Here is a 24,531-nt window from a genome sequence, read left to right on the forward strand (position 1 = left end):
GCTGAGGTGTCATCCTGGGGGATAATGCCGCCTTTTCCTCGCAAACTTGAGCCTATTATCGCTTATGTTGTCCAGAACCCTGTTGTGCCTAGCTGTTACCAGTGCCTCCATGCCTTTGCTTGCCGATACCGTCTGGTTGAAGAACGGCGACAAGCTCAGTGGCAAGATAACCGTTTTCGACGGCGGCAAATTGTTGATCCAGACCGATTACGCGGGCGCGATCCCGATTGATTGGAAGCAGGTCAAGACGCTTGAAAGCGACCAGCAACTGCTGGTCAAGCAGGATGCCTACACCGGCGAAAAAGCCAAGGCGTTACAGGCGGCCGAGGATGGCAAGGTGACCCTGGCCAATGGTGATGCGCCCAAGACCGTCGAGCTGGCAAGCATCCAGCAGATCCTCAAACCCAAGCCGGTGGTCGAGGACCTCGTGTGGAAGGGCAACATCGACGCTGCACTGGATTACCAGCGCGCGGAAGCCGATACCGACGATTACGACATCGACTTCAAGACCTCGGCGCGCCACGGCAGATGGCGGCACACCGCCGAAGGCGAATACAACCGCGAATTCCAGGATGATGTGGTGTCGGCTGACAACTGGCGGCTGGAGTATTCTCTCGACCGCTTCCTCACGGAAAAATGGTTCTGGCAAGGTCGCCTGAACTACAAGCGTGACAAGGTCGAAGACCTGGCACGCCAGCGCGTGGTCGGTACTGGTCCGGGTTATCAGTTCTGGGACGACGAACTGGGCGCTTTCTCCCTGGGTTCGCTGCTCAACCGCACCGATTATGAATACCGCGACGGCGGCAAGGACAACTTCTATTCCGTGGCGATGAAGTGGGACTACAACCGTTACCTGATCGGCAAGCGCGTCGAGCTGTTTACCAACGGCGAAGTGGGCAAACCGCTGTCCGGCGTGGCCGAATACGCCTATGACGCGGAGATCGGGTTGCGCTACAAGGTCACTGACTGGGCGTCGCTCAACCTCAAGGCCGAGAAGGACGTCATCGAAGGGACCGAAGACAGCGACCTGAGCAAGACGCGCTACACCGCCGGGTTTGGCGTGACCTGGTAACCCGCGTAACCACCAAACCAATGTGGGAGCGAGCTTGCTCGCGATAGCGGTCTGTCAGTCAACATTGATGTTGCTGATCCACCGCTATCGCGAGCAAGCTCGCTCCCACAGTTTTTTGTGTGCTACCCAAAAAACACTCAGGCACAAAAAAGCCCCGCTTTTGAGGGCGGGGCTTCTTACTAAAGCAAGGACAAGTTAGATAACTTGAACTTCTTCAGCTTGCATGCCTTTCTGACCGCGGGTAGCGATGAAAGAAACCTGTTGGCCTTCTTTCAGGCTTTTGAAGCCGTCGGATTGGATAGCTTTGAAGTGAACGAACAGATCGTCACCGGACTGTGGGGTGATGAAGCCGAAGCCTTTTTCATCGTTGAACCACTTAACGGTACCGGTTTGGCGATTAGACATGGTGTAACTCCTTGAACAAAGATAACTGCGACTCAGGAAGAACCCTGGCCGAGACTGAGTGCAAAGAGCAGGAAAAATTCTTGTAGATGGTTGGATCGAAATTCAACATATCGTGTAGAGATTCTCAGTGACACAAGCAACACAGTGACGCCACCTTACCCCTTTTTCCGAAACGTGCCAATGGTCTTTGCGAAGGTTTCTCGGTTTTAATGACTGACGGCAATGGCGATAGCCGTCAGAGCCCGGAAATCAAGGCGGATCGGCGAGAGTTGCGTCTCGCACTTTGAACCCGCCCCGCGGCCCGGTAAGATGCCGGACAGTTTTTTTCCACCTCGCTATTTCAGGAAACCCGCCATGAGCATCAAATCGGACAAGTGGATTCGCCGCATGGCGCAAGAGCACGGCATGATCGAGCCCTTCGTAGAGCGCCAGATGCGTGGCGAAGGCGCCGACCGGCTGATTTCCTTCGGCGTTTCCAGCTACGGCTACGACGTGCGCTGCGCCGACGAATTCAAGGTGTTCACCAACATCAACTCGGCCACCGTCGACCCGAAGAATTTCGATGAAAAGAGCTTCGTCGATGTAAAGAGCGACGTTTGCATCATCCCGCCGAACTCTTTCGCCCTGGCCCGCACCGTCGAGTACTTCCGCATCCCGCGCAACGTGCTGACCATCTGCCTGGGTAAAAGCACCTACGCCCGCTGCGGCATCATCGTTAACGTGACACCGCTGGAACCTGAATGGGAAGGCCACGTGACCCTGGAGTTCTCCAACACCACGACCCTGCCGGCGAAGATCTACGCCAACGAGGGCGTGGCGCAGATGTTGTTCCTTGAGTCCGATGAGGAATGTGAAGTTTCCTACAAGGACCGTGGCGGTAAATACCAGGGTCAGCGCGGTGTGACACTGCCGCGTACCTGATTCTGACGAGCTGTTGGAATTCCTGAGCGGGCAGGCACTCTATTGGGTGTACTGCCCGTTTTTGCGTCTGCGCAACGGGCCTTCGCTCAGGAGTTGCTCTATGAAGATCGATCCGCGAATCAGTGCCGAACTGGCAAGGCTTGAGCCCAATCAGATCGGCGTCCTGGCTTGGTCATTACTGGCCCACCCTGCTGAAGCGGCGGGCGGCATCCCTGGCCAGCCCGATCCCGATACCCCTAACGAACAGCCTACCGAACCCGGCGAACCGACTCTTCCGGACGAACCGCCTCCCGCGCCCGTAGCCTGATCAGCCAATGGCCCTTCAATTGTTGAAGCCTGATCGCTTCAACTGACGGGCCATATTTCGTTGTCGCCCACTACGAAGATCTTGCAGTCGTTGTCCTGATCGACCCGGTAGCCTCCCGTGAAGGCGCCGAAGGCCGGTAGCAGGCTGATCTCGCTACCGAGGCGGAAGCAAGGCAGGCGCAGGCGTTGCCGGCCTTTACCGCTCAGGTGGTAGACCGGGTGTACGTGACCGGCGAGCACGTGTCGACTTGGATGCGGGGTAGGCTCGTGTTGCACGGCGAAAGGGCCCAACAGCAATGGCTCGGGGACGACGCGGATATTGAGCGCCGTTGGCGGATCGCCGGCGCGCTTGTCGTGATTGCCGCGGATCAGCGTGATGGCTAGTTTGCGATGCCGTTCACGCCAGTCGGCAAGGGCCTTCAAAGTGCCTGGGGCATGAGAGCCAGGCCCATGCAGGAAGTCCCCGAGGAATATCAGCAGTCGGCACGGCAGGCTCGCCAGCAACTCGTCAAGCATGGCGATGTTGTTCGCCGTGGTGCCGTGGGGTACCGGTTGGCCGAGGCTACGGTAGGCCGCCGCCTTGCCGAAATGCACATCGGCCACCATCAGGGTTTCCTGGGCCGGCCAGTACAGGGCTTTTTGCGGCAACAGCCAGAGCTCTTCGCCCGCGAGGTTGACGGGATACGGCGCGGGCATCAGGCGCTTCCTCGATCAGCGGTTTTTTCCAGTTCGCTGACCATGCGCCGGATGCGATCGGCGAGCTTTTCCGAGCTCATGCTTTCGCGGAATCGCTCTACCAGCAAGGGGAAGCCCAGCGGAGTAGGGCGTTTGATCAGGTGCAGGTCGAGTTTCAAGGTATCGAGGCGTTCCAAGGTCTGCTCCAGTCGGCGTATATCCAATTCTTCGCGCAAAACTTCCTCGCCGGCCTGGGCCAGCAGCAGGTTATCGGCGTCATACTGCTTGAATACTTGATAGAACAACCCGCTGGAAGCCTGCACTTGGCGGGTGCTCTTGGGGGCACCGGGGTAGCCGGCGAACACCAGCCCGGCGATCCGGGCGATTTCGCGGAAGCGGCGCAGGGCCAGTTCTCCGGCGTTCAGGCTGGCGAGAACGTCGGCCAGCAAGCCATCGGTGCGCAACAGCGCCGGGTTCAGATGCGTTGACCAATCCAGCTCGGTGGCGCTGAGCAATTCCAGGCCGTAGTCATTGACCGCAATCGAGAACGTCACCGGTTGGCGCTGGCTGACGCGCCAGGCCAACAGGCTGGCCAGGCCCAGATGTACCTGGCGCCCGGCGAACGGATACAGGAACAGGTGCCAACCCTCCCGGGATTTGAGCGCTTCGGCCAGCAGCGTTCCCTGCGTCGGCAGGCCGGACCAACGCAGCTGCGTTGACAGCAGCGGCTGTACGGCTTGCATTTCCGGTCCGTCGAAACGGCCCTTGGCGGCTTCGCTCAAGCGCGCGACGACCGCGGCAGCGAGCTCGCTGGAAAGCGGCATGCGTCCACCATTCCAGCGCGGCACGGCGGCTTTTTTCGCCTGGCTGCGGCGTACGTAAGCGGTCATGTCCTCGACCCGGACCAACTCCAGCAACCGCCCGGCAAAGAGGAATCCGTCGCCGGGGCGCAGGCGTGCGATGAAGCCTTCTTCCACGCTGCCCAGGGTCTTGCCGCCGCCGCCCTTGCTCCAGAATTTCAACTGCAGGCTGGCGTCACTGACGATAGTGCCGATGCTCATGCGGTGGCGCCGTGCCAGACGGGCGTCAGGCACGCGCCAGATCCCGTGTTCATCCGGTTCGACCCGCCGATAATCAGGGTAGGCGGTCAGCGACAGGCCGCCATGGCGTACGAAAGCCAGCGCCCAGGCCCACTCGGCCGGGTTCAGGTCGCGGTAGGCCCAGGCGCCGCGTACCTCATCAAACAGCTCATCTGGAACAAAACCGCCACCCAGAGCCATGCTGACAAGATGTTGGACCAGTACATCCAAAGGCTTGTGGGGCGATTCACGCGGCTCGATTCGCCGCTGCGCCACGGCGTCCTGGGCGGCGGCGGCCTCGATCAGCTCCAGGCTGTGGGTTGGCACCAGGGTTATTCGCGAGGTCCGCCCCGGTGCATGGCCGGAGCGTCCGGCGCGTTGCATCAAGCGGGCGACGCCTTTCGCCGAGCCAATCTGCAGCACGCGTTCCACGGGCAGGAAATCCACCCCCAGGTCGAGGCTGGACGTACACACGACTGCCTTGAGCTGGCCGTCCTTCAACGCCCGTTCCACCCAGTCGCGGGTGTCGCGGGACAGAGAACTATGGTGCAACGCGATGAGCCCGGCCCAATCCGGGCGCGCCTCAAGAATGGCCTGGTACCAGATTTCCGCTTGCGCGCGAGTATTGGTAAAGACCAGGCAACTGCTGCTGGTGTCGATTTCAGTGACCACCTGGGGCAACATTTTCAGGCCGATATGCCCCGCCCATGGAAACCGTTCGAGGGTTGGCGGCAACAGCGTATCGACCTGCAACGCCTTGGCATCGGCGCCCTGCACACTTATTCCGCTGCCTTGTGGGATCAATACCTGCTCGGCGTGGGCCTGGTTGCCCAGGGTCGCGGATACGCCCCAGACAATCAGCTCGGGGTGCCAGTAGCGCAAGCGGGCCAGGGCCAGCTGCAATTGCACGCCGCGCTTGTTGCCGAGCAATTCGTGCCACTCGTCCACCACGACCATGCGCAGGGTCGACACGGCCGTTTGCGCATCAGCGCGGGCGAGCATCAGGGTCAGGCTTTCGGGCGTGGTGATCAGCGCCGTGGGCAAGCGCCGGCCTTGCCGGGCGCGTTCGCTGGCGCTGGTGTCACCGGTGCGCAGGCCTACGCTCCAGGGAATCTGCAGCGGATCGAGGGGCGCTTCTAGAGCCTTGCCGGTGTCGGCGGCCAGCGCACGCATCGGCGTTATCCACAAGACCGTCAGCGGTTCGCTCGGCGGCTTGCGTTTACGAGGCTTGTCCGGTGGCGGCACGCTGCGGGCGAAACGGTTGAGTGCGGCAAACCAGACGGCGTAGGTCTTGCCGGCGCCGGTATTGGCATGCAACAGCCCCGACTCGCCACGCTTGACCGCAGCCCATACCTGTTTTTGAAAGGCGAACGGCTTCCAGCCGCGGGCATCGAACCACTGTTTCGCGAAATTGCTGGATGTCCCCATGCGTGCGGTATGCGCCCTGAAAGTCCTTCTTCAAAGACCACGGTGGGGTATGAAAGGTTTTATGCAGGACATTGTGGCGAGCGCGCTTCTGTGGCGAGGGAGCTTGCTCCCGCTGGGCTGCGAAGCGGCCCTCTGGATCTGGATGGCACACTGCAGGGGAGGCTGCGCCTCCAGCGGGAGCAAGCTCCCTCGCCACAAAAAGCGGTTCGTCACAAAAACAGGCTCTCAGGTGTGTCGAGGTTTATTTCAGGTTGCCACTGAGGAACTGCTTGAGCCGTTCGCTCTTCGGGCTGCCCAGCACGTCTTCCGGCGCGCCTTCTTCTTCCACCAGGCCCTGGTGCAGGAACAGCACCTGATTGGATACCTTGCGGGCGAAGCTCATTTCGTGGGTCACCATGATCATGGTCCGGCCTTCTTCGGCCAGGCCTTGGATCACTTTTAATACTTCACCTACCAGTTCCGGGTCCAAGGCCGAGGTCGGTTCGTCAAACAGCATGACCTCAGGCTCCATGGCCAAGGCGCGGGCAATCGCCACGCGTTGTTGCTGGCCACCGGACAGGAACGCCGGGTATTGCTCGGCAACACGTGCCGGCAGGCCGACCTTGTCGAGATAACGGCGGGCGCGATCCTCGGCTTCCTGCTTGCTGACGCCCAGCACCCGGCGCGGCGCCATGGTGATGTTTTCCAGCACGGTCATGTGGCTCCACAGGTTGAAGTGCTGGAACACCATGGCCAGGCGCGTGCGGATGCGTTGCAGCTCGTCGGCGTCGGCCACGCGCATGCCGTGGTGATCCTTGATCATCTGGATCGATTGGCCGTCCAGGCTCATGGCGCCGTCGTTGGGTTGTTCAAGGAAATTGATGCAGCGCAGGAAGGTGCTTTTGCCCGAGCCGCTCGCGCCGATCAGGCTGATCACGTCGCCGGTCCTGGCCTTGAGCGAAACCCCTTTGAGCACCTCATGGTGGCCATAACTTTTGTGCAGGCCTTCGATGGTCAGTTTGTACATGGAACAGGCATCCTCAAGGCGAAAGTAGGTAGCCGCTGCGGTAGGCTTCGGTCCCGGCGACATGGGCGATGACCATGCCGGCGGTGGCCATGCGACGCAGCGAGCGGGCGTACAGCAGCCCGGCATTACGGCAATGAACGGGGGTGACGGTGTCGTTGACCGGGTCGATGATTTCGGCGATCAGCTGTCCCGCCTCCAGGTACTCACCGGGTAGGGCGCTGTAGACCAGCAGGCCGCCGACCGGTGTCGCCACCGGTTCGACGCCGGCCAGCGGCGTGGCCGGGTAGGGCAGGTCGGGCAACGGCACCGGCTCACCGTCGATGGCACCGAAGTGGATCAGGTATTCGATCAGGGCCTGGCAGTCGAGACTCGCCAGGCCATGGTTGACGTCACCCTGGCCGCGCAATTCGACAGTTACCGAAAAGCTGCCCAGGGGAATTTCGAAGCGCTCACCGAAACGCTCCTTGAGCTGCCACCAGAGCAGCGTGAAGCATTCGTCGAACGATTGGCCGCCCGAGTCGGTCGCCAACAGGCTGGCCTCGGCGCCGATGTAGCGCGCCAGCGGCTCGACCCGCGGCCAGGCCTCGGGCGTGGTGTAGAGATGGGCGACGGCTTCGAAATCGCAATGCAGGTCAAGCACCATGTCGGCATCACACGCCAGGCGTTGCAGGACCAGGCGCTGGGATTGCAGTTGGGTGCTGGCGGTCTGCCGACTCAGGGCGTCGCGCAGGCTGGTGCGGATCAGCATCAGGTTGTGCTGCGGGTCGTCGGTCAGCAGGCCTTCGATTTCGTTGCCGATCTCTTCGCTCAGGTCGACGAACCGGCGGTTGAAATTCTGCCCGCTCTCCAATTCGTAACGGCCCAGGGGCACGTCCATCAGTACCTGTTCGAGGCCGATCGGGTTGGCGACCGGCACCAGCACGATTTCGTGCCGCAGGTGGCCCGAAGCCTCGAGTTCGGCCAGGCGCTGCTTGAGGTGCCAGGCGACCAGCATGCCGGGCAGTTCATCGGCATGCAGGGACGACTGGATATAGATTTTGCCGGCGGCTTTTTCCGGGCCGAAATGAAAGCTGTGGATCTTGCGTGCGGTCCCCGGCAGCGGGGCCAGCAGGTCATGGATCTGGTGGCGCATTTACATGTATGTCCTGGGAACGGAAGCCTTAGTGGGTCGGCCCGAGAAAGGCCAGCCAGCGGCGTTCGGCGAGACGGAAGAGGCCCACCAGTGCAAACGTGACGGTCAGGTAGATCAACGCGGCGATCCCGAACGACTGGAACGTCAGGAAGGTGGCCGAGTTGGCGTCCCGGGCGACTTTCAGCACGTCTGGAACGGTAGCGGTGAACGCCACGGTCGTCGAGTGCAGCATCAATATCACTTCGTTGCTGTAGTACGGCAGCGAACGACGCAGCGCCGAAGGCATGATCACGTACGTGTAGAGCTTCCAGCCGGTCAATCCGTAAGCCTTGGCCGCTTCGACTTCGCCGTGGTTCATGCTGCGAATCGCCCCGGCAAAGATCTCCGTGGTGTAGGCGCAGGTGTTCAACGCGAACGCCAGGATCGTGCAGTTCATCGCGTCGCGAAAGAAACTGTCGAGCACGGGTTGGGCGCGCACCGCCTCGATGCTGTAGATGCCGGTGTAGCAGATCAGCAATTGGATATAGAGCGGCGTGCCACGGAACAGGTAGGTATAGAACTGCACGGGCCAGCGGACGTAGAACCTGGGCGAAACCCGGGCGATGGACAGCGGAATCGACACTACGAAGCCGATTAGCAACGAAGCACTGAGCAGCCACAGGGTCATCGCCAGGCCGGTGATGTGGACGCCGTCGCTGTAAAGGAAAGGTCGCCAGTATTCCTGCAGGAGTTCGATCATCGCACGGCCTCCCGGGCTCCGGCGGCGTAGCGGCGTTCAAGCCAGCGCAGGATAAAGTTGGATGCACTAGTGATCAGCAGATAGATGAGCGCCGCCAGCACCAGGAAATAAAACAACTGGTAGGTGCTCTTGCCCGCATCCTGGGCGGCCTTGACCAGGTCGGCCAGGCCGATGATCGACACCAGGGCGGTGGCCTTGAGCATGACCATCCAGTTGTTGCCGATGCCCGGCAGGGCAAAGCGCATCATTTGCGGGAACACGACATAACGGAAACGCTGGCCCCGCTTGAGACCGTAGGCCGTGGCCGCTTCGACCTGCCCGCGAGGCACCGCGAGGATCGCGCCGCGAAAGGTTTCGGTGAAGTACGCACCGTAAATGAAGCCCAGGGTGATGACCCCGGCGCCGAACGGGTTGATCTCGATGTATTCCCATTCCATGAAATCGGTAAAAGACGTCAGCCAGGTTTGCAGGCTGTAGAAGATCAGCAGCATCAGCACCAGGTCGGGCACGCCGCGAATCAGCGTGGTGTAGAGCTGGGCCGGAATACGCAGCAGTTTGACGCTGGACAATTTGGCGCTGGCGCCGAGCAACCCGAGCAGGACGCTAAGCAGCAAGGACAGGGCCGACAGCTTGATGGTCATCCAGGTGCCTTGCATCAGCAGCGGGCCAAAGCCCTGCAGGCTGAAGGCCGAGAGCCCCAGACTTTGTAGGAATTGTTCGAACATGGACATTGCCTTTGGCAGGAAAAAAGCGCCCACCCGGTTCAGGGTGGGCGCCGCGCATTATTTGCCGCTGTACAGATTCAGATCGCCAAAGTGTTTTTTCTGGATCTCGGCGTATTTGCCGTCGTCGTGTAACGCTTTGATACCTTTATCCAAAAGGGCCTTCAGCTCTTTGTTACCCTTTTTGATACCGATGGCGGTCTTGGATGGCAGCAGTTCGCTGTCCACCGGCTGGCTGACTTCATAGCCTTCGCCTTTTGGCGACTTCAGGAAGCCCAGTTCGGCCTGGAGCATGTCCTGGATCGCGGCATCGAGGCGGCCCGAGGTCAGGTCGGCATAGACCTGGTCCTGGTTCTGGTAGGCCTGGGTCTTGACGCCGGCCTTGTCCAGCACGGCCTTGGCGTAGGCTTCCTGGATGGTGCCTTGCTCGTAGCCGACGGTCTTGCCCTTGAGCGAGGCAACGTCTGCGCTCAGGCCCGAGCCCTTCTTGAATACATAGGCCGTTGGGCCGGAGAACAACTCGCTGGAGAAGTCGATAGCCTTTTCACGGGCCGGGGTAACGGTCATGGACGAGATCACGCCGTCGAATTTGTTGGCCTTGAGGCCCGGAATCATTCCGTCGAAATCGCTTTCGACCCATTTGCATTTGACCTTCAGTTCTTCACAGATCGCATTGCCCAGGTCGATGTCGAAACCCACCAGGCTGCCATCGGCGGCCTTGGATTCGAACGGGGCGTAGGACGGGTCGACACCAAAACGCAGTTCCTTGTATTCCTTGGCCGTGGCGACGCCGGCGGCCATGCACAACGCCAGTGCAGAAAGGGTCAGCAGTGCTTTTTTCATTATTGAGTCCCTAAAACCAATTTGAGCGCTTGTGGCGCGTAAGATTGTTACCGGTGAAGGTCTGAACGGTATGACGGCATAAAGGTAGCAATTTCCGAACCATAGTGCCGAACAAGTGTTTTAAAAGCACTGGCGGCGGGAGACGGAACGCAATGGTGCGCGGGGGTGAGCGTACATCAAAAAGCGCACCGGGATGGAGCGTGCGTTTGTCCGTTTTAGCTCTTCGTGGCGAGGGAGCTTGCTCCCGCTGGAGGCGCAGCCTCCCTCTGCGGTGCGTCCTTCAGAATCAGGGGGCGCTTCGCGCCCAGCGGGAGCAAGCTCCCTCGCCACGAGAGCGGCGTTTACTTGAGAAGATCCTGAAGCGTCGTCAGCGTGTCCGCCTCTTCGACGGTCTTGTCCTGGCGCCAGCGCAGCATCCGTGGGAAACGTACCGCGATCCCGCTCTTGTGGCGCTTGGACAAGGCAATGCCTTCGAAGCCCAGCTCAAAAACCAGGGTCGGCGTGACGCTGCTCACCGGGCCGAACTTTTCCACCGTGGTCTTGCGCACGATGCTGTCGACCTGGCGCATTTCTGCATCGGTCAGCCCTGAGTAAGCCTTGGCGAAAGGCACCAGCGTGCGTTCGCGGCTGCCGGGCGGGTTGTCCCACACGGCGAAGGTGTAGTCGCTGTAGAGGCTGGCGCGCCGGCCATGGCCGCGCTGGGCATAGATCAGCACCGCGTCGACACTGAACGGGTCGATCTTCCATTTCCACCATACGCCCATGTCCTTGGTCCGGCCGACGCCGTACAGCGCGTCGCGCGCCTTGAGCATCATGCCTTCGACGCCGAGGCTGCGGGACGCTTCGCGCTGGCGGGCGAGGTCGAACCAATCCTGGCCAGTGACGATGGGCGACGGCAACAGCACCGGACTGTGGCAGCGGGCAATCAGGGCCTCCAGTTGCTCGCGACGCTCGGCCTGGGGCCGGCTGCGCCAGTCCTCGTCCTGCCATTCCAGCAGGTCGTAGGCCATCACCACCACGGGAGCGTCTTCCAGCACTTTCTTGCTCAAGGTCTTGCGACCGATGCGCTGTTGCAACAGGGCGAAGGGCTGCACCGTCGGCTGCAGCGGCGCTTCCGGATCAAAGGCATCCTCGGTGACCGCCTGCGGCGCTTTCCAGACCACGATCTCGCCATCGATTACCGTGCCGTCGGGCAACGCCTGCGCCAGAGAATGCAATTCAGGAAAGCGCTCGGTCACCAGGTCCTCGCCACGGGACCAGACCCACAAATGGCCGTCACGCTTGATCACCTGGGCGCGGATTCCGTCCCATTTCCACTCCACCTGCCAGTCACTGGCCGGCCCCAACAAGGTGTCGAATTGCTCAATCGGTTGTGACAAGGCATGGGCCAGGAAAAACGGATAAGGCTGGCCGCCGCGCTGGGCATGTTCATCGGCAGATTCGCCGGCGATCAGCTTGAGGTAACTGGCCGCAGTCGGGCGATGGGACAGATCGGTGTAGCCCACCAGCCGTTGGGCCACCCGTTTGCTGTCGAGCCCGGACATCGTAGCCAGCGCCCGGGTGACCAACAGCTTGGACACCCCGACGCGGAAACTGCCGGTGATGAGCTTGATGCAGAGCATCAGGCTGGATCGGTCAAGTTCTGCCCACAGTGCCGGAAGCCGCTGTGCCAGTACCTCTGGCGACTCACCGCGCAACGGCAGGAGTTTTTCCTCGATCCACACCGCCAGGCCTTCATCGGAACTGTGGGGCGATTCGGGCAGTACCAGCGAGATGGTTTCGGCCAGATCGCCCACTGCCTGGTAACTTTCTTCGAACAGCCAGAGAGACAGGCCGGACACCTGGACCGCCAGCTCGCGGAGGATTTTCACCGGTACCAACTGCCTGGGACGCCCGCCCGAGAGAAAATACACCGCCCAGGCGGCGTCCTCGGGTGGCGCCTTGCTGAAATAATCCTGCATGGCCGCGAGCTTGGCGTTGCTTGAGGTGGTGGCGTCGAGTTCGGCGTACAGCTCGGCAAAGGCTTTCATGACGCGTCCTCGCCGCTGTCGCTCGCCCCGGCGACGTCCTCTTCGTCATCGCCGTATTCCGTGGTGAAGCCCTGGGCGTCGAGGCCTTGTTCACAGAGATGACGCACCAGTACGGCCACCGATCCATGAGTGACCATGACCCGTTCGGCGCCGGTCTGTTCGATGGCCCAGAGCAGGCCCGGCCAGTCGGCGTGATCGGAAAGCACGAAGCCCCGATCCACGCCCCGTCGCCGACGGGTGCCGCGCAAGCGCATCCAGCCGCTGGCGAAGGCGTCGCTGTAATCACCGAAACGCCGCATCCAGGTGCTACCGCCGGCGGAGGGCGGGGCGATGACCAGTGCCTGGCTCATGATCGGATCAGTCTTTTTCACATCGCCGGCATAGATCGTCGGCGGCAGGTGCACGCCGGCTTCGCGATAGACCCGGTTCAGCGGCTCCACCGCGCCATGGGCGAGTATCGGTCCCAGGCTCGCGTCGATGCCGTGCAGGATTCGCTGGGCCTTGCCAAAGGAATAACAGAACAACACGCTGGCCCGGCCGGCGGCGATGTTCCCGCGCCACCATTGGTTGATCTCATCGAACACCTGCGCCTGGGGCTGCCAGCGATAGATCGGCAGGCCGAAGGTGGATTCGGTGATGAACGTATGACATTTCACCGGCTCGAACGGTGCGCAGGTGCCGTCGGGCTCGACTTTGTAATCGCCGGACGCGACCCACACCTCGCCTTGGTATTCCAGCCGCACCTGGGCAGAACCCAATACATGGCCGGCGGGATGAAAGCTCAAGGCCACGCCATGGTGCACCAGCCGTTCACCGTAGGGCAGGGTTTGCAGGTTGATGTCCTGGCCCAGCCGGGAGCGCAGGATGCCTTCGCCGGGTGCCGCTGCCAGGTAGTGCTGGTTGCCGCCGCGGGCATGGTCGCCGTGGGCGTGGGTGATGACCGAGCGGTTCACCGGACGCCATGGGTCGATGTAGAAATCTCCCTGCGGACAATACAGGCCTTCGGGGCGGGCAATGACCAGATCCATGCGGTTACCGGGGCGATGGGCTTGTCCGGTAGAGGCGGGGACGGGGGGAGAAGTTCGATCGGTTTTCCTGGTGGGGTGGGCTGACGCCATCGAGAGCAAGCTCGCTCCCACAGGTAATGCGGCTCACTTGAGAAAGGCTGCACTTGTGGCGAGGGAGCTTGCTCCCGCTCGGCTGCGAAGCAGTCGTGAACCGTCGGGAGCGGTGTGCCTGATGCTCCGCACATGGCAGTTTTTGGGGCCGCTTCGCGGCCCAGCGGGAGCAAGCTCCCTCGCCACGGAATTGTTGACTGCCTTAACTGAACAGCGTTAGAGGCAGATCGGCCTATTTACCCGGAACCAAGGTCAAACGAGTCTTGCCATACGCCCGGTCAAAATTCTGCGGTTGCAAAGGCAGGCTTTGGTATTGACCCTTGAGCCACGGGTCGAGGCCGTTAAGATAGTTCGGGCTGGCCGGGTTGCCCGACTGGCCGGCGCCGCCCTGGATCGTCAATGGCTCAGGCTGGCTGAAATCAACGATAAAGCGCGTGGCCGGCGCCAGGGTCGTGTTGAAATCCTGGCCCCAGGCGAACGCGGCGGTATTGAGCGTGCTGCCATCGCCGCCGGCTGCCAGCGGGCCGCGTACGGTCTGGCCGCTGGCGTTTTTCCATTCCTGGCGGTGCAGCTTGCCCCACTGCCAGGCGCTGTGGTCAGTGCCGAGCAGACTGTCACCGGCGCTAACGGCCGCCGCGAGGCTGCGCGCCAGGATAACGGCCTTGTCTTCTTTTTGCGGCGTGCGCACATCGTCCCAGAACGGACTGTCCTCACGACCAAGCAAATGATCGGCCTGGGCCGAATAAGACAGCTGGCCGTTGGCGACCAGCGCTTTCCACGCCGGATTACCCTCGGGGCCCAGTTCATCCAGGAACGTCTGCTCCATGCTTTCTTGCAGGAACAACTCATAGATCGCTGCGTCGGCAGAAACCGGACTGAGCCGGCCATCGAACGCCATCAGGCGGGTATAGGCCTCGCGTGCCTTGGCGCGGTCCGCCACCGGCAGGGCTTCGATGGCTTGCTTGAGTGGCTGGGCCATGCCCGGGGCTTCGAAGACTTTCTTGAGCTTGGCGGCGAATGTCGTGGTCTGGTCGTATTGCATGGCGATCAGGCTACGCGCGTCGTGCTTGCCGGCGCCGGCCAGTTCGGCCAGGCGCTCGCCACGTTCCGGCGCCGCCCAGGAGTTGGACAGTTGCATGCCGTAGCCATGGGGAATGACGCGCTGGTTGGCGGTGCCGAGCCACCCCTGGGCCGGATCCTGGTCGTAGGGGTGCAGCATCGGATCGGCGTAGCCGTCCCAATCGTAACGGCCGTCCCAGCCCGGCGATGGCAACAGGCCTTCGCCCTCGCGGCGGTTCGGGTAGCGACCGGTGACCTGCCAGCCGATATTGCGGGCGTCGGCGAACACCATGTTCACTGCCAGGGCGCGGATCTCCCGGCTCGCGTCGGAGGCTTTTTCGACGTTCTGCGCGCGTGACAGATCGAAGAGCGCGTCCAGGGTCTTGTCGTCGCTGAAGCTCGGCAATTGCAGGGCCAGGCCCAGACCGTTGGCCATGGCCGGGCCTTGGGCGCTGTTGAGCAACGGACCGTGGCGGGTTTCGTACACCGCTTCTCTGATCGACCGTTGGCCCTTGATGAAGTAGGTCTCGTTGCGCACGGTCGCCTGCTGCCACTTGCCGTTGGCTTCGTAGGACAGCCCGTTGCCCTGGCGTCGGATCTTTTCCAGATACAGGTCCTGGTTGTCGCCGAGAACACTGGTCATGCTCCACGCGACGTTACCGTTGAAGCCCGCGAGGATCATCGGGATGCCCGCCACGGAAAGCCCGGCCGCCTGATATTTGGGCGCGCGAATCTGCACCGGGCTCCAGAGCGACGGCACGCCCAGCGGGCCATGGCTGTCGCCGGCCAACAGGCTCTTGCCGTTGCGGCTGCGCTGCGGGCCGATGGCCCAGTTGCTCGAAGACGCTGCGCCCAGCAGGTTCAGGTTGGCCAACTCGGCGCTGGCCTTGCTGATTTCGTTCAAACCGGGAATCTGCCCATTGAGCCGGACGCCCTGCAGCTTTTCGGCTTCGGTCAAGGGCAATGGCTCGTCCGGGTAGGACGGGCTCAGCCAGGCCAGTTTATCGTTGGTTACGCTCTGGGCCAGCACCAGGGCGGCGACTTCTTCCGGCAGGTTCGCCGATTGGGTGAAGTTAAGCAGGCAGAACAGCAGCGCCGAATCTTCCGGTTTCCAGTATTCGGGTTTGTAGCCGGTGGCGGCCAGGTCCGCCGGCAGCTTGTCGCGGTAGCGGAACAGGTAGGCGTTGACGCCTCGCGCATAGACTTCGAAAAAGCGCTTCAGGCGTGGCGAAGATGCCTTGTACAGCTCATCTGCGCTTTTCTTCAGGTTGACGGCGCGCATGTAGCGGTCGACGTCCAGCCGTTCGGCGCCGGACATTTCCGCCAGGCGGCCCTGGGCGAGCAGGCGCAGGGTGGTCATCTGCGTGATCCGGTCGCTGGCATGCACATAGCCGAGGGCAAACAGGGCGTCATGAAAGCTGTTGCTTTCGATCAGCGGCATGCCCAAGGCATTACGCCGGACCGAGACATTCTGCGCCAGCCCCTTGAGCGGTTGTACGCCGGTGGTGGGCGCGACCGTGTCCTGGGTATTCCAGGCCTGGCAACCGCTCAAACCGAGCAGGCTGGCCACTGCTGCGGCAACGCCGAGCTTGGGAAAGAAAGAAATCGAGGCTGGCGAGGCCATGGCAAAGCTCCTGCGGGAGGGGGTGGCACCAATAAAGGCGCTACGTTAGTGAGCAGGAGAAGGGCGCGCAAGCGGGCTTTGGGGTTATTTGATGTTTTGCGATGAAAGCCCGGGCCACCAGAGACTTGCTTGTAAGAGAAGGTGGTGCTCAAGTGTGGGAAAAACCGACGACCGAGAGATCCGGAATGGACCTACAGAAAAACGCGGCGCTGATCCTTATCGATCAGCAGAAAGGCATCCTCCATCCCAGGCTTGGCCCGCGCAACAATCCCGAGGCGGAACTGCGCATGCTGGAATTGCTCGGATGCTGGCGAGAGTCGGCGCGGCCAATCATCCATGTCCATCATCTGTCCCGGTCCGAGGCGTCAGTCTTCTGGCCTGGACAATCAGGCGTGGAGGTTCAGGAGCGGTTCAGGCCCATGGCTGGGGAAGGGCTGGTCCAGAAGCAGGTGCCCGATGCGTTTTGCGGCACGACCCTGGAGGCGGATCTGCGCAGTGCGGGTATCGGGCAACTGGTGATTGTCGGCGTGGCCACGAACAATTCGGTGGAGTCCACCGCGCGCACGGCTGGCAACCTGGGGTTCGATACGTGGGTAGCCGAGGACGCCTGTTATACCTTCGACAAGCCCGACTTCTTCGGTTATGCCCGTTCGGCTGCCGAGGTGCATGCGATGTCCCTGGGGAACCTGCATGAGGAGTACGCGACGGTGATCAGCGTGGAGCGGATTCTGGCGGCGGGCTGATAGACAGGTTTTGAATTTACTGGCCTCATCGCGAGCAAGCTCGCTCCCACAGGGATATGCGTGCACCGCAAAACCCGTGTGGGAGCGAGCTTGCTCGCGATGACGGTCTAACAGTCAAAAAACCATCAGCCTGGACTGATCAAGCCCCGTGGCACTTCTTGAATTTCTTGCCATTGCCGCACGGGCAAGGGTCGTTGCGACCGACGTCCTTCAGGGCGTTGCGCACGGGTTCCTGATGGGCGTGGCCGCAGTTCGGGCCGTGGACATGGCCGTGATCATGATCGTGGTGATGATCATGGTCGTGGTCGCAATCAGGGCCATGGACGTGGGGTTGTTGGGTCATCGGGGTTACTCCGCAATTAGATCGGCGGCGATTATCACGCCATTGCGTTCCAGGTGCACGTAGTCGGCGATGAATAAACCGGTTTCCAGCTCCCCCTCCAGACGATAGGGAATCTGTTGCCGGGGTTTCTTCAGCATTTTCACCAGTTCGCGCACCTGCGGCCACAGGTTGGTGCGGATCGGCACCTTGAAATAGGCGCTGTGTCCAGGGCGCACCGTAAACCAGTGCTCATGTTCTCCTTCGGTCAGCAGCAAGTCGTCCAGGTGGATCCGGTAGGTCAGGCCGCGTACGGTGAGGTCGTCTTCGCCGGGGTTGTCGACGCGAAAGTGCAACATGAACTTCTGCTCCAGCAACCGGGCCCGCACCACCTCCACCTTGACCAGATGCACCTGTGGTTCGGGTGCCTCTTCACCTCGCCAGGACGCACACCCCCCTAGCCCGACGAACAGCAGCAGGCAAGTGATGCGCAGCAATCGAGATGTATGGGTCATGTCCGTGCCTCTGGTTTGTTTCCAGTCTAGCCCCCCTTGGTCGGTGGACGAGCGTCGGACGTTTCCGAAAATCAACGAATGAAGTAACTGGCGCAGCACTTCTTGAATTTCTGCCCGCTACCGCACGGGCAGCTGTCGTTGCGTCCCGTCTTGACCGGCACGGTCGGGTCGATGAAGTACCAGCGTCCGCCGTTCTGCACAAACGAAGATTGTTCGCGGTGGCTGTGTTCGCCCTGGCCGTCGTGCCAGCGTGCGGTGAAAGTGACGAAGGCATGTTCCGGCTGGCCGCCGAATACCTCGCTGCTCTCCACCTCCAAGCCCAGCCAGGTGCTGCCGGCGCTCCATTCGCTGATGGCCTGGCGGTCGAGGCCGTCCTGCTGGGCGGGCAGGGTGGTGCTCACCAGGTAATCCACCAGGCCCAGCACATAAGCGCTGTAGCGCGAGCGCATCAAGGCTTCGGCGCAGGGCGCCGGATGACCGTCGTGATAATGGCCGCAGCAGGCGTCCGACGGGTTGCCGCTGCCGCAGGGGCAAATGGTTGTATGCAGGCTAGTGTCCACAGCTACCACCAATATTTTCCAAAGTTTTCCGGGTTGGCCCAGAAACGTGAGTTGAGCCAGTCGGGTACCTGCTTGTATTCAAGCAGATCGTAGGTAAACAGGGTCAGCACCTGATCTTCGCGCTGGAAGCGTTCGCTGGCCTGCAGGGCCAAGCAAAAGAAGTCGGTTTCCTGCCAGCCGCACGCGTTGAGGTCGGCCAGCACGGCAATCCGGCTGGCGTTGAGGTTGCGAATGCCGCCCAACAGGTTCAGACCGTCGCGCTTGGGCAAATGCTCCAGGCAATCGAGCGCCAGGGCCAGGTCGAAACGCCGCGCAGCCAGATCCGCCGGCAAGGGGCCGGGGGCAGCATGGACCACCTCGGTGTCGGGATGCGCCTGCTGGAATGCCTCGAGCGCGGGGAAGCTCCCGGCGCCGATCAGCAGCAGCTTTTGCGGGGCATAGCGGTCAAGCACGGCGGCCAGCGCCTGCTGGGGCGTGCGCGAAGAAATGGCAACGGTCATCGAAGTTCCTCAGTCAGAACCGCCACGATAGCGCGCGTGGACGCACGGGCCTAGAGCGGTTTGTCTTCGAACGCCGCGATCCGCCGTAAACAGGCGGCCAAAGCTGTGGTTGCGTCACGCTGGCGCAGAACCCGAGTCGGGTCTTTACTCCCCTGAATCGGCGCGAAGCCGATCCTTCAAGGAGAAAAACCGATGAGCATAGTTCGGACAGCGTTACCCCTGGTTCTGCTAACCAGTGTGTTGACTGGTTGCGCAGGTTTGCAAAAAACCGACTGGCCGATCTGTGCGGCCACCGGTGGTGTGGTCGGCGCAGGATTGGGCGCCATCGAAAGCAGTTCCTGGATCGGCCCGGGCGCACTGGTCGCCGGTACGGTGGCGGCAGGCTGGTGCTGGGCCCATGGCGATGGCGACGAGGACGGCGATGGCGTGCCGGACAGTCGTGACAAGTGCCCGGGCACGCCGAAGGGCGTGCAGGTCGATGCCGACGGCTGCCCACCACCGGCACCCGCACCGACACCGGTGGCTGAAGCGCCCGTGATGGTCCAGGAAGAAACGATCGTGGTCCGCGACGTGCATTTCGAATTCAACAAGGCCACCCTCACGCCGACGGACAGAGAAGTGCTGAGCACCATCGCGACCCGGCTGAAGCAGGAAACCTCCACCGCACAACTGCGAGTGACCGGGCACACCGACAGCGTCGGCAGCGATGCCTATAACCAGAAACTGTCGGAAAAACGTGCCAACTCGGTGGTTCAATACCTGGTCGAAAGCGGCGTGCCTCGCGCCAGTTTCGTCTCGGTGGCCGGCGCCGGGGAAAGCCAGCCGGTGGCGGATAACAAAACCGCCGATGGTCGCGCAATGAACCGTCGCACCGAAATCAAGATAAACCGCTGAGCCCCTCGTTCTCCGCGGCTTGTACAGTCGCGGATGCGGGTCTTTACTCCTGTGTGACCGGTATGGGCCGGTGACACAGGAGCATTCACCATGAACGTTCTAATCAAGGCCGCCTTACCGCTACTGCTGGCAAGCAGCCTGCTGTCCGGATGCGCCACTCACAGTGATGGCAGTGCCTCGCTCAATCAGCGTACCTGGCCGATCTGCAGCTTGATCGGCGGGCTTGTCGGCGGTGGTCTCGGGGCCATCGAAAGCGGTGGCTGGGCCGCCGGTGGCGCTGCGTTGGGGCTGCTGGGCGGTGGGTTGATCTGCTACGCCCAAGACGGCGACGAAGACGACGATGGTGTATTCGATCGTCGCGACCGTTGTCCCGATACACCGGCCAATACCCCCGTCGAACATCACGGCTGCCCGCTGCCGCAATACCCGGCCAGCACGCCACCGGCCGAGCCGGACATGCCCACCAGCGAAGTCATTACCCTGAACGACGCTGGCAAGGTGCTGTTCGATTTTGACAAATCCGACCTCACCGCCGCGGCCAGGAGCCAGCTCGATGAGCTGACGGCAAAACTGAGTCACGCCAACGTCGCCAGTATCCGCGTGGTGGGCCACACCGACAGTGTCGGTACCGAGGCGTATAACCAGCGCCTCTCGGAACGTCGGGCCGGCAGCGTGGTGGAGTATTTGCTGACCCAGGGCGTGGCCCCGGCAAAACTCACGAGTGAAGGCAAGGGCGAAAGCCAACCGGTGGCCGACAACGAGACTGATGAGGGGCGGGCCCAGAACCGTCGGGTCGAATTGCATATCCAGCGTTAAACATCATCGCCCAAGCGGGCCAGAGCCGTCGGATCGCCAGGAGGGCGGTCCGCTGGGCCTGGATTAAATTTGCCGGGCCCTCTGGCATATCCTGCGCGCAAGCCGTTACTGTGCGCGCAAAGAATAATTCTCGAACGGGGGGCGTATGAAGGTGTTTTGGTGGCTGGGGCGCTTGCTGACCCTGCTGTTCTGGGTGGTGGTGCTGGTCAATCTGGTCATGCCGTTCGTCCATCCGCTGCATCTGTTGGTCAATCTGGCCGGGGTGTCGTTACTGGCGATCCATCTGCTCGAACTTTTATTGTTCAGGGCTCGGTTTCGTGGTCGTCCCGCTCCTGGCCGTGATCGCCTCAGGGTGCTGCTGTTCGGCATCTTTCATCTGCAAACCCTCCCGACCGCGCCAGAGGCCTCCCATGCGTAAACTGTGTTTGCTCGCATTACTCGTATGCCCGTGGGCCAGCGCTCAAGTGGTCCAGGTGGAAAGCCACTCGTTGATGCGCTTGCCCAACACCACCAGCACGCTCGCCCTGGAGCGATTGGACGTGGCCGACTACGGCACGCTGCTGGTGCCTTCGAACGTCACTGAGCTGTCGATCGGCCAATTGCACCTGGGGCGGGAGGCAAGGATCGCGATCGTACCGGCACAACAGGCGCTGGAGATGAAAGTCACCCAGGCCGAACTGGCTGAAGGCAGCCAGATCACCGCCCGTGGCGCGCCGGGAACCTATACCAAGGCGGCGCGCCCGGGGCGTAACCTCAATCTGCGCTTCGAGGCGTTGAACGCGCCGCTGCTGTCGGTGGATGCCCGTGGCGGTACCGGTGCGCCAGGTTACGTGGGGCTTGACGGCGCCAACGGCCAGGCACCGGGTTGCACCTGGGGCTCGGCCGGTCGCGGAGCCGACGGCAGCAACGGCGCGGATGGCCAGCCGGGCGCGGCCGGCGCGCTGGTTCGGCTGCAATTGCCCCGCGCTTATCCCGACGAACAGATCAAGGTAATGGTAGAGGGCGGCGCCGGTGGCGCGGCCGGGCCTGGCGGCAAGCCTGGCACGGGAGGCAAGGCCAAGGGCTGCCTGGTCTACACCGCCGATGGCGGCAAGAGCGGCCGTCCCGGTGCCGATGGCCAGCCAGGGCCTGCCGGCGCGGCGGGTGCGGTGACGGTGCAGCGGTTCTGAAGAAAACTTGCCCTGAACCTGTGGGAGCGAGCTTGCTCGCGATGACGGTGTATCAGTCAATATTCCACTGACTGACAAAACGCCATCGCGAGCAAGCTCGCTCCCACAGGGTTGGATAACTGTTTCAGAACATCGGCCGAGCCGCGCCGATCGCCACCACCAGCAACCCGATCAACAGATTGATCCCCACCAGCCTGCGAATCTTCCCCAGCACCGCCGCACCCGTCGGCCAATCCTGCGCCGTCACAGCGTTACGCAATGCTGGCAGTTGCAGGCCCTGGATACGGATGAACAACGCCGCCATCACCACATACAACCCCATCATTACCTGCACGTAACGCGGCGCGGTTTCGAAACCGGCGAAGCGCATGTGGATCAGGCCCACGCCGCTGATCGGCAAAAGCACCACGGCCACCCAGACCCAGACGAAAAAACGCTGAAACACTTCTACCCACAACTTGAGCCGGGCAGGGCCCTCAAGCGCCGTGATTGCGGCGGGTCGCAGGATCATCCAGGCGAAAAACATACCGCCAACCCAGACCAGGGCCGCCAGCAAATGCAGGGTGTAGACGAGGGCAAAGGGTGTCATTGGGTCACTCCGTTCTGCGCAGGATTAATTAGCGGGGTATGATAGCCGCCGATCCGAACCACTGAAAATTTATCCAGCGTTTTTTGCGCCCGACCATTCATGATCAGCACCGAACTCAAAACCACGATCCAGGGCGCCTATTCGCGTTTTCTCGAAGCCAAGAGCCTCAAGCCGCGATATGGCCAGCGCCTGATGATTGCCGAAGTGGCAAAAGTCCTGGGTGACATCGACACCGACGACGAAGGCCGGCGCAGCGGCGAGCCTGCCGTCGTCGCGGTGGAGGCCGGCACCGGTACCGGCAAGACCGTGGCCTACAGCCTGGCGGCGATCCCTACCGCCAAGGCCGCCGGCAAGCGCCTGGTGATCGCCACGGCCACCGTCGCCCTGCAGGAGCAGATCGTCTACAAGGACCTGCCCGACCTGATGCGCAACAGCGGGCTGAACTTCAGCTTTGCGCTGGCCAAGGGTCGTGGGCGCTACATGTGCCTGTCCAAACTCGACGTGCTGTTGCAGGAAGGCCACGCGCAGACCGCCACGGCCCAGCTGTTCGAAGAAGAAGGTTTCAAGATCGAGGTCGACGAGGCCAGCCAGAAGCTGTTCACCAGCATGATCGAAAAGCTCGCCGGCAATAAGTGGGACGGCGACCGCGACAGCTGGTCCACGGCTCTGGAAGACGCTGACTGGTCGCGCCTGACCACCGACCACAGCCAATGCACCAATCGCCATTGCCCGAACTTCGGCCAGTGCGCTTTCTACAAGGCTCGCGAAGGCATGGGCAAGGTCGACGTGATCGTCACCAACCACGATATGGTCCTGGCCGACCTGGCCCTGGGCGGCGGCGCCGTGCTGCCGGACCCGCGCGACACGATCTATGTGTTTGACGAAGGTCATCACCTGCCGGACAAGGCCATCGGCCATTTCGCCCATTACACCCGGCTGCGCTCAACCGCCGACTGGTTGGAAACCACTGCCAAGAATCTCACCAAACTGCTCGCCCAGCATCCGTTGCCCGGCGACCTGGGCAAGTTCATCGAGCAGGTGCCGGAGCTGGCGCGGGAGATCAAGACGAACCAGCAGTTCATGTTCACCGCCTGCGAGCAGGTGGCCGACTTCAAGCCTGGCGAAGATGTCGAGGGCCGCGAGCGGCCACGCCATCGGTTTGTCGGCGGGGTGATCCCCGAGCATATGCGCGAGATGGGCATCGAACTCAAGAAGGGCTTCGCGCGCCTGACCGACCTGTTCACGCGCCTGACCGATCTGCTCAAGGAAGGCATGGATGGCGAGGTCAATATCGGCATCGCCAGCAACCAGGCCGAGGAGTGGTATCCATTGTTCGGCAGCCTGCTGTCCCGCTCCCAGGGTAACTGGGAGCTGTGGACCGCGTTCACCACCGAAGACCCGGAAGACAATCCGCCGATGGCGCGTTGGCTGACGCTGGCCGAGAGCGGCTCGCTGTTCGACATCGAGGTCAATGCCAGTCCGATCCTGGCGGCGGACATGCTGCGGCGCAACCTGTGGAACGTCGCCTACGGCGCGCTGGTAACCTCCGCCACGCTGACGGCCCTGGGCACTTTCGACCGTTTCCGCATGCGCGCCGGCCTGCCGAAAAAAGCCGTGACCGCCGTGGTCCCGAGCCCCTTCCACCACGCCGACGCCGGCGTGCTGCGAGTGCCGGACCTCAAGGCCGATCCGCGCGATGCCGCCGCCCACACTGCCGCGATCATTCGCGAGCTGCCTGCGCTGGTGGAAGGTTCGCGCGGCACCCTGGTGCTGTTTTCCTCGCGCAAACAGATGCAGGACGTCTTTGACGGTCTCGATCGTGACTGGCGCAAGCAGGTATTTATCCAGGGCAACCTGTCGAAGCAGGAAACCTTGAACAAGCACAAGGCCCGGGTCGATGGCGGCGATTCCAGCGTGCTGTTCGGCCTGGCGAGCTTTGCCGAAGGCGTCGATTTGCCGGGGGCCTATTGCGAACACGTGGTAATCGCCAAGATTCCATTCTCGGTGCCGGACGATCCGGTGGAAGCCGCGTTGGCCGAATGGATCGAAGCCCGTGGCGGCAACCCCTTCATGGAGATTTCCGTGCCGGATGCCTCGCTGAAGCTGGTCCAGGCCTGTGGCCGCTTGCTGCGTACCGAGGAAGACCGCGGCACCATCACCCTGCTCGATCGCCGGCTGGTGACCCAACGCTACGGCAAGGCGATCCTCAACGCGCTGCCGCCGTTTCGGCGGGAGATTTCCTAGACGTCTGGCGAGGGGGCTTGCGT

At 62.1% G+C, this 24,531-nt stretch carries 25 protein-coding genes; 9 read left to right on the plus strand and 16 right to left on the minus strand.

The window, feature by feature from the left end:
* The first annotated feature begins 64 nt into the window (after nucleotides 1-64).
* Nucleotides 65-1,072 carry a DUF481 domain-containing protein gene (locus J3P94_RS06790; protein WP_305499191.1) on the plus strand — a complete coding sequence of 336 codons (1,008 nt, stop codon included), beginning with the start codon at nucleotides 65-67 and terminating at the stop codon, nucleotides 1,070-1,072.
* A 195-nt stretch (nucleotides 1,073-1,267) separates the two neighbouring features.
* Here the strand turns inward: J3P94_RS06790 and J3P94_RS06795 are convergent, their stop codons facing one another.
* Entirely contained in the window at nucleotides 1,268-1,477 is a 210-nt protein-coding gene (locus J3P94_RS06795; protein ID WP_002554837.1) for a cold-shock protein, read from the minus strand.
* 354 nt (nucleotides 1,478-1,831) lie between these two features.
* Here J3P94_RS06795 and dcd point away from each other — a divergent pair, with 354 nt between their 5' ends.
* Nucleotides 1,832-2,398 carry a dCTP deaminase gene (gene dcd, locus J3P94_RS06800; RefSeq protein WP_003184751.1) on the plus strand — a complete coding sequence of 189 codons (567 nt, stop codon included), beginning with the start codon at nucleotides 1,832-1,834 and terminating at the stop codon, nucleotides 2,396-2,398.
* A gap of 100 nt (nucleotides 2,399-2,498) precedes the next feature.
* On the plus strand, nucleotides 2,499-2,705 hold the full coding sequence (locus J3P94_RS06805; RefSeq protein ID WP_305499193.1) for a hypothetical protein: 207 nt from the start codon (nucleotides 2,499-2,501) through the stop codon (nucleotides 2,703-2,705).
* 38 nt (nucleotides 2,706-2,743) lie between these two features.
* On the opposite strand, the gene pdeM is transcribed toward J3P94_RS06805, so the two are convergent.
* The 10 genes from pdeM to J3P94_RS06855 all read right to left on the minus strand — a co-directional run bounded on the left by pdeM (nucleotide 2,744) and on the right by J3P94_RS06855 (nucleotide 16,159).
* Complete coding sequence (gene pdeM, locus J3P94_RS06810) at nucleotides 2,744-3,400, minus strand: ligase-associated DNA damage response endonuclease PdeM (RefSeq protein WP_434572210.1); 657 nt, start codon at nucleotides 3,398-3,400, stop codon at nucleotides 2,744-2,746.
* Nucleotides 3,400-5,886 carry a ligase-associated DNA damage response DEXH box helicase gene (locus J3P94_RS06815; RefSeq protein ID WP_434572211.1) on the minus strand — a complete coding sequence of 829 codons (2,487 nt, stop codon included), beginning with the start codon at nucleotides 5,884-5,886 and terminating at the stop codon, nucleotides 3,400-3,402. Before J3P94_RS06815 ends, pdeM begins: the two co-directional genes overlap by 1 nt.
* Nucleotides 5,887-6,127: 241 nt before the next feature.
* Nucleotides 6,128-6,892, minus strand: coding sequence for an ABC transporter ATP-binding protein (locus J3P94_RS06820; protein ID WP_434572213.1), 765 nt, complete (start codon nucleotides 6,890-6,892; stop codon nucleotides 6,128-6,130).
* Between the two features lie 13 nt (nucleotides 6,893-6,905).
* On the minus strand, nucleotides 6,906-8,024 hold the full coding sequence (locus J3P94_RS06825; RefSeq protein ID WP_434572214.1) for a succinylglutamate desuccinylase/aspartoacylase family protein: 1,119 nt from the start codon (nucleotides 8,022-8,024) through the stop codon (nucleotides 6,906-6,908).
* Nucleotides 8,025-8,052: 28 nt separating this feature from the next.
* The gene (locus tag J3P94_RS06830; protein ID WP_305499199.1) at nucleotides 8,053-8,763 is read right to left on the minus strand and encodes an ABC transporter permease; all 711 of its coding nucleotides are present in this window, start codon (nucleotides 8,761-8,763) and stop codon (nucleotides 8,053-8,055) included.
* Nucleotides 8,760-9,488, minus strand: a complete 729-nt coding sequence (locus J3P94_RS06835; protein ID WP_434572215.1) for an ABC transporter permease — start codon at nucleotides 9,486-9,488, stop codon at nucleotides 8,760-8,762. Before J3P94_RS06835 ends, J3P94_RS06830 begins: the two co-directional genes overlap by 4 nt.
* Before the next feature lie 57 nt (nucleotides 9,489-9,545).
* Complete coding sequence (locus J3P94_RS06840; RefSeq protein WP_305499201.1) at nucleotides 9,546-10,328, minus strand: transporter substrate-binding domain-containing protein; 783 nt, start codon at nucleotides 10,326-10,328, stop codon at nucleotides 9,546-9,548.
* A gap of 341 nt (nucleotides 10,329-10,669) precedes the next feature.
* Nucleotides 10,670-12,358 (minus strand): ATP-dependent DNA ligase, encoded by a 1,689-nt coding sequence (locus J3P94_RS06845; RefSeq protein ID WP_434572217.1) that lies wholly within the window; start codon nucleotides 12,356-12,358, stop codon nucleotides 10,670-10,672.
* Nucleotides 12,355-13,386 (minus strand): ligase-associated DNA damage response exonuclease, encoded by a 1,032-nt coding sequence (locus tag J3P94_RS06850; protein WP_434572219.1) that lies wholly within the window; start codon nucleotides 13,384-13,386, stop codon nucleotides 12,355-12,357. Before J3P94_RS06850 ends, J3P94_RS06845 begins: the two co-directional genes overlap by 4 nt.
* Nucleotides 13,387-13,708: 322 nt before the next feature.
* Nucleotides 13,709-16,159: a penicillin acylase family protein gene (locus J3P94_RS06855; RefSeq protein ID WP_434572221.1), complete on the minus strand. Its 2,451-nt coding sequence runs from the start codon at nucleotides 16,157-16,159 to the stop codon at nucleotides 13,709-13,711.
* Nucleotides 16,160-16,344: 185 nt separating this feature from the next.
* Here J3P94_RS06855 and J3P94_RS06860 point away from each other — a divergent pair, with 185 nt between their 5' ends.
* Nucleotides 16,345-16,902: a cysteine hydrolase family protein gene (locus J3P94_RS06860; protein ID WP_434572223.1), complete on the plus strand. Its 558-nt coding sequence runs from the start codon at nucleotides 16,345-16,347 to the stop codon at nucleotides 16,900-16,902.
* 139 nt (nucleotides 16,903-17,041) lie between these two features.
* Here the strand turns inward: J3P94_RS06860 and J3P94_RS06865 are convergent, their stop codons facing one another.
* The 4 genes from J3P94_RS06865 to J3P94_RS06880 form a co-directional block, all read right to left on the minus strand.
* Complete coding sequence (locus J3P94_RS06865; protein ID WP_186615305.1) at nucleotides 17,042-17,245, minus strand: SEC-C metal-binding domain-containing protein; 204 nt, start codon at nucleotides 17,243-17,245, stop codon at nucleotides 17,042-17,044.
* A 5-nt stretch (nucleotides 17,246-17,250) separates the two neighbouring features.
* A complete protein-coding gene (locus tag J3P94_RS06870) occupies nucleotides 17,251-17,736 on the minus strand; it encodes an LEA type 2 family protein (RefSeq protein WP_434572225.1) in 486 nt (161 codons plus the stop codon).
* A 71-nt stretch (nucleotides 17,737-17,807) separates the two neighbouring features.
* Complete coding sequence (locus J3P94_RS06875; RefSeq protein ID WP_434574112.1) at nucleotides 17,808-18,284, minus strand: YchJ family protein; 477 nt, start codon at nucleotides 18,282-18,284, stop codon at nucleotides 17,808-17,810.
* A gap of 14 nt (nucleotides 18,285-18,298) precedes the next feature.
* The gene (locus J3P94_RS06880; protein WP_434572227.1) at nucleotides 18,299-18,796 is read right to left on the minus strand and encodes a DUF6231 family protein; all 498 of its coding nucleotides are present in this window, start codon (nucleotides 18,794-18,796) and stop codon (nucleotides 18,299-18,301) included.
* Nucleotides 18,797-18,988: 192 nt separating this feature from the next.
* On the opposite strand from J3P94_RS06880, the gene J3P94_RS06885 reads away from it, so the two are divergent.
* From J3P94_RS06885 to J3P94_RS06900, 4 genes are all read left to right on the plus strand, one after another.
* Nucleotides 18,989-19,690, plus strand: a complete 702-nt coding sequence (locus J3P94_RS06885; protein WP_434572229.1) for an OmpA family protein — start codon at nucleotides 18,989-18,991, stop codon at nucleotides 19,688-19,690.
* Between the two features lie 90 nt (nucleotides 19,691-19,780).
* Nucleotides 19,781-20,506 carry an OmpA family protein gene (locus tag J3P94_RS06890; RefSeq protein WP_434572231.1) on the plus strand — a complete coding sequence of 242 codons (726 nt, stop codon included), beginning with the start codon at nucleotides 19,781-19,783 and terminating at the stop codon, nucleotides 20,504-20,506.
* A 145-nt stretch (nucleotides 20,507-20,651) separates the two neighbouring features.
* Nucleotides 20,652-20,924 carry a DUF1145 domain-containing protein gene (locus J3P94_RS06895; RefSeq protein ID WP_434572233.1) on the plus strand — a complete coding sequence of 91 codons (273 nt, stop codon included), beginning with the start codon at nucleotides 20,652-20,654 and terminating at the stop codon, nucleotides 20,922-20,924.
* A complete protein-coding gene (locus tag J3P94_RS06900) occupies nucleotides 20,917-21,675 on the plus strand; it encodes a collagen-like protein (RefSeq protein ID WP_434572235.1) in 759 nt (252 codons plus the stop codon). Before J3P94_RS06895 ends, J3P94_RS06900 begins: the two co-directional genes overlap by 8 nt.
* Nucleotides 21,676-21,799: 124 nt before the next feature.
* Here J3P94_RS06900 and J3P94_RS06905 read toward each other — a convergent pair whose 3' ends face one another.
* Nucleotides 21,800-22,264 carry a CopD family protein gene (locus J3P94_RS06905; RefSeq protein WP_305499219.1) on the minus strand — a complete coding sequence of 155 codons (465 nt, stop codon included), beginning with the start codon at nucleotides 22,262-22,264 and terminating at the stop codon, nucleotides 21,800-21,802.
* A gap of 99 nt (nucleotides 22,265-22,363) precedes the next feature.
* On the opposite strand from J3P94_RS06905, the gene dinG reads away from it, so the two are divergent.
* Entirely contained in the window at nucleotides 22,364-24,508 is a 2,145-nt protein-coding gene (dinG, locus tag J3P94_RS06910; protein ID WP_434572237.1) for an ATP-dependent DNA helicase DinG, read from the plus strand.
* Nucleotides 24,509-24,531 lie beyond the last annotated feature (23 nt).

Source organism: Pseudomonas sp. Z3-8, from assembly GCF_051131975.1.
Taxonomy (GTDB): Bacteria; Pseudomonadota; Gammaproteobacteria; order Pseudomonadales; family Pseudomonadaceae; genus Aquipseudomonas.

Excerpts from the sequence above, each read along its gene's own strand:
- J3P94_RS06870 (WP_434572225.1), bottom strand. The coding sequence starts at position 17,736 with ATGACCCATACATCTCGATTGCTGCGCATCACTTGCCTGCTGCTGTTC.
- J3P94_RS06805 (WP_305499193.1), top strand. The coding sequence starts at position 2,499 with ATGAAGATCGATCCGCGAATCAGTGCCGAACTGGCAAGGCTTGAGCCC.
- J3P94_RS06850 (WP_434572219.1), bottom strand. The coding sequence starts at position 13,386 with ATGGATCTGGTCATTGCCCGCCCCGAAGGCCTGTATTGTCCGCAGGGA.
- dcd (WP_003184751.1), top strand. The coding sequence starts at position 1,832 with ATGAGCATCAAATCGGACAAGTGGATTCGCCGCATGGCGCAAGAGCAC.
- J3P94_RS06820 (WP_434572213.1), bottom strand. The coding sequence starts at position 6,892 with ATGTACAAACTGACCATCGAAGGCCTGCACAAAAGTTATGGCCACCAT.
- J3P94_RS06905 (WP_305499219.1), bottom strand. The coding sequence starts at position 22,264 with ATGACACCCTTTGCCCTCGTCTACACCCTGCATTTGCTGGCGGCCCTG.
- J3P94_RS06880 (WP_434572227.1), bottom strand. The coding sequence starts at position 18,796 with ATGACCGTTGCCATTTCTTCGCGCACGCCCCAGCAGGCGCTGGCCGCC.
- J3P94_RS06890 (WP_434572231.1), top strand. The coding sequence starts at position 19,781 with ATGAACGTTCTAATCAAGGCCGCCTTACCGCTACTGCTGGCAAGCAGC.
- J3P94_RS06795 (WP_002554837.1), bottom strand. The coding sequence starts at position 1,477 with ATGTCTAATCGCCAAACCGGTACCGTTAAGTGGTTCAACGATGAAAAA.
- J3P94_RS06840 (WP_305499201.1), bottom strand. The coding sequence starts at position 10,328 with ATGAAAAAAGCACTGCTGACCCTTTCTGCACTGGCGTTGTGCATGGCC.
- pdeM (WP_434572210.1), bottom strand. The coding sequence starts at position 3,400 with ATGCCCGCGCCGTATCCCGTCAACCTCGCGGGCGAAGAGCTCTGGCTG.
- J3P94_RS06835 (WP_434572215.1), bottom strand. The coding sequence starts at position 9,488 with ATGTTCGAACAATTCCTACAAAGTCTGGGGCTCTCGGCCTTCAGCCTG.
- J3P94_RS06790 (WP_305499191.1), top strand. The coding sequence starts at position 65 with ATGTTGTCCAGAACCCTGTTGTGCCTAGCTGTTACCAGTGCCTCCATG.
- J3P94_RS06830 (WP_305499199.1), bottom strand. The coding sequence starts at position 8,763 with ATGATCGAACTCCTGCAGGAATACTGGCGACCTTTCCTTTACAGCGAC.
- J3P94_RS06855 (WP_434572221.1), bottom strand. The coding sequence starts at position 16,159 with ATGGCCTCGCCAGCCTCGATTTCTTTCTTTCCCAAGCTCGGCGTTGCC.
- J3P94_RS06815 (WP_434572211.1), bottom strand. The coding sequence starts at position 5,886 with ATGGGGACATCCAGCAATTTCGCGAAACAGTGGTTCGATGCCCGCGGC.
- J3P94_RS06860 (WP_434572223.1), top strand. The coding sequence starts at position 16,345 with ATGGACCTACAGAAAAACGCGGCGCTGATCCTTATCGATCAGCAGAAA.
- J3P94_RS06825 (WP_434572214.1), bottom strand. The coding sequence starts at position 8,024 with ATGCGCCACCAGATCCATGACCTGCTGGCCCCGCTGCCGGGGACCGCA.
- J3P94_RS06845 (WP_434572217.1), bottom strand. The coding sequence starts at position 12,358 with ATGAAAGCCTTTGCCGAGCTGTACGCCGAACTCGACGCCACCACCTCA.
- J3P94_RS06900 (WP_434572235.1), top strand. The coding sequence starts at position 20,917 with ATGCGTAAACTGTGTTTGCTCGCATTACTCGTATGCCCGTGGGCCAGC.
- J3P94_RS06865 (WP_186615305.1), bottom strand. The coding sequence starts at position 17,245 with ATGACCCAACAACCCCACGTCCATGGCCCTGATTGCGACCACGACCAT.
- dinG (WP_434572237.1), top strand. The coding sequence starts at position 22,364 with ATGATCAGCACCGAACTCAAAACCACGATCCAGGGCGCCTATTCGCGT.
- J3P94_RS06885 (WP_434572229.1), top strand. The coding sequence starts at position 18,989 with ATGAGCATAGTTCGGACAGCGTTACCCCTGGTTCTGCTAACCAGTGTG.
- J3P94_RS06895 (WP_434572233.1), top strand. The coding sequence starts at position 20,652 with ATGAAGGTGTTTTGGTGGCTGGGGCGCTTGCTGACCCTGCTGTTCTGG.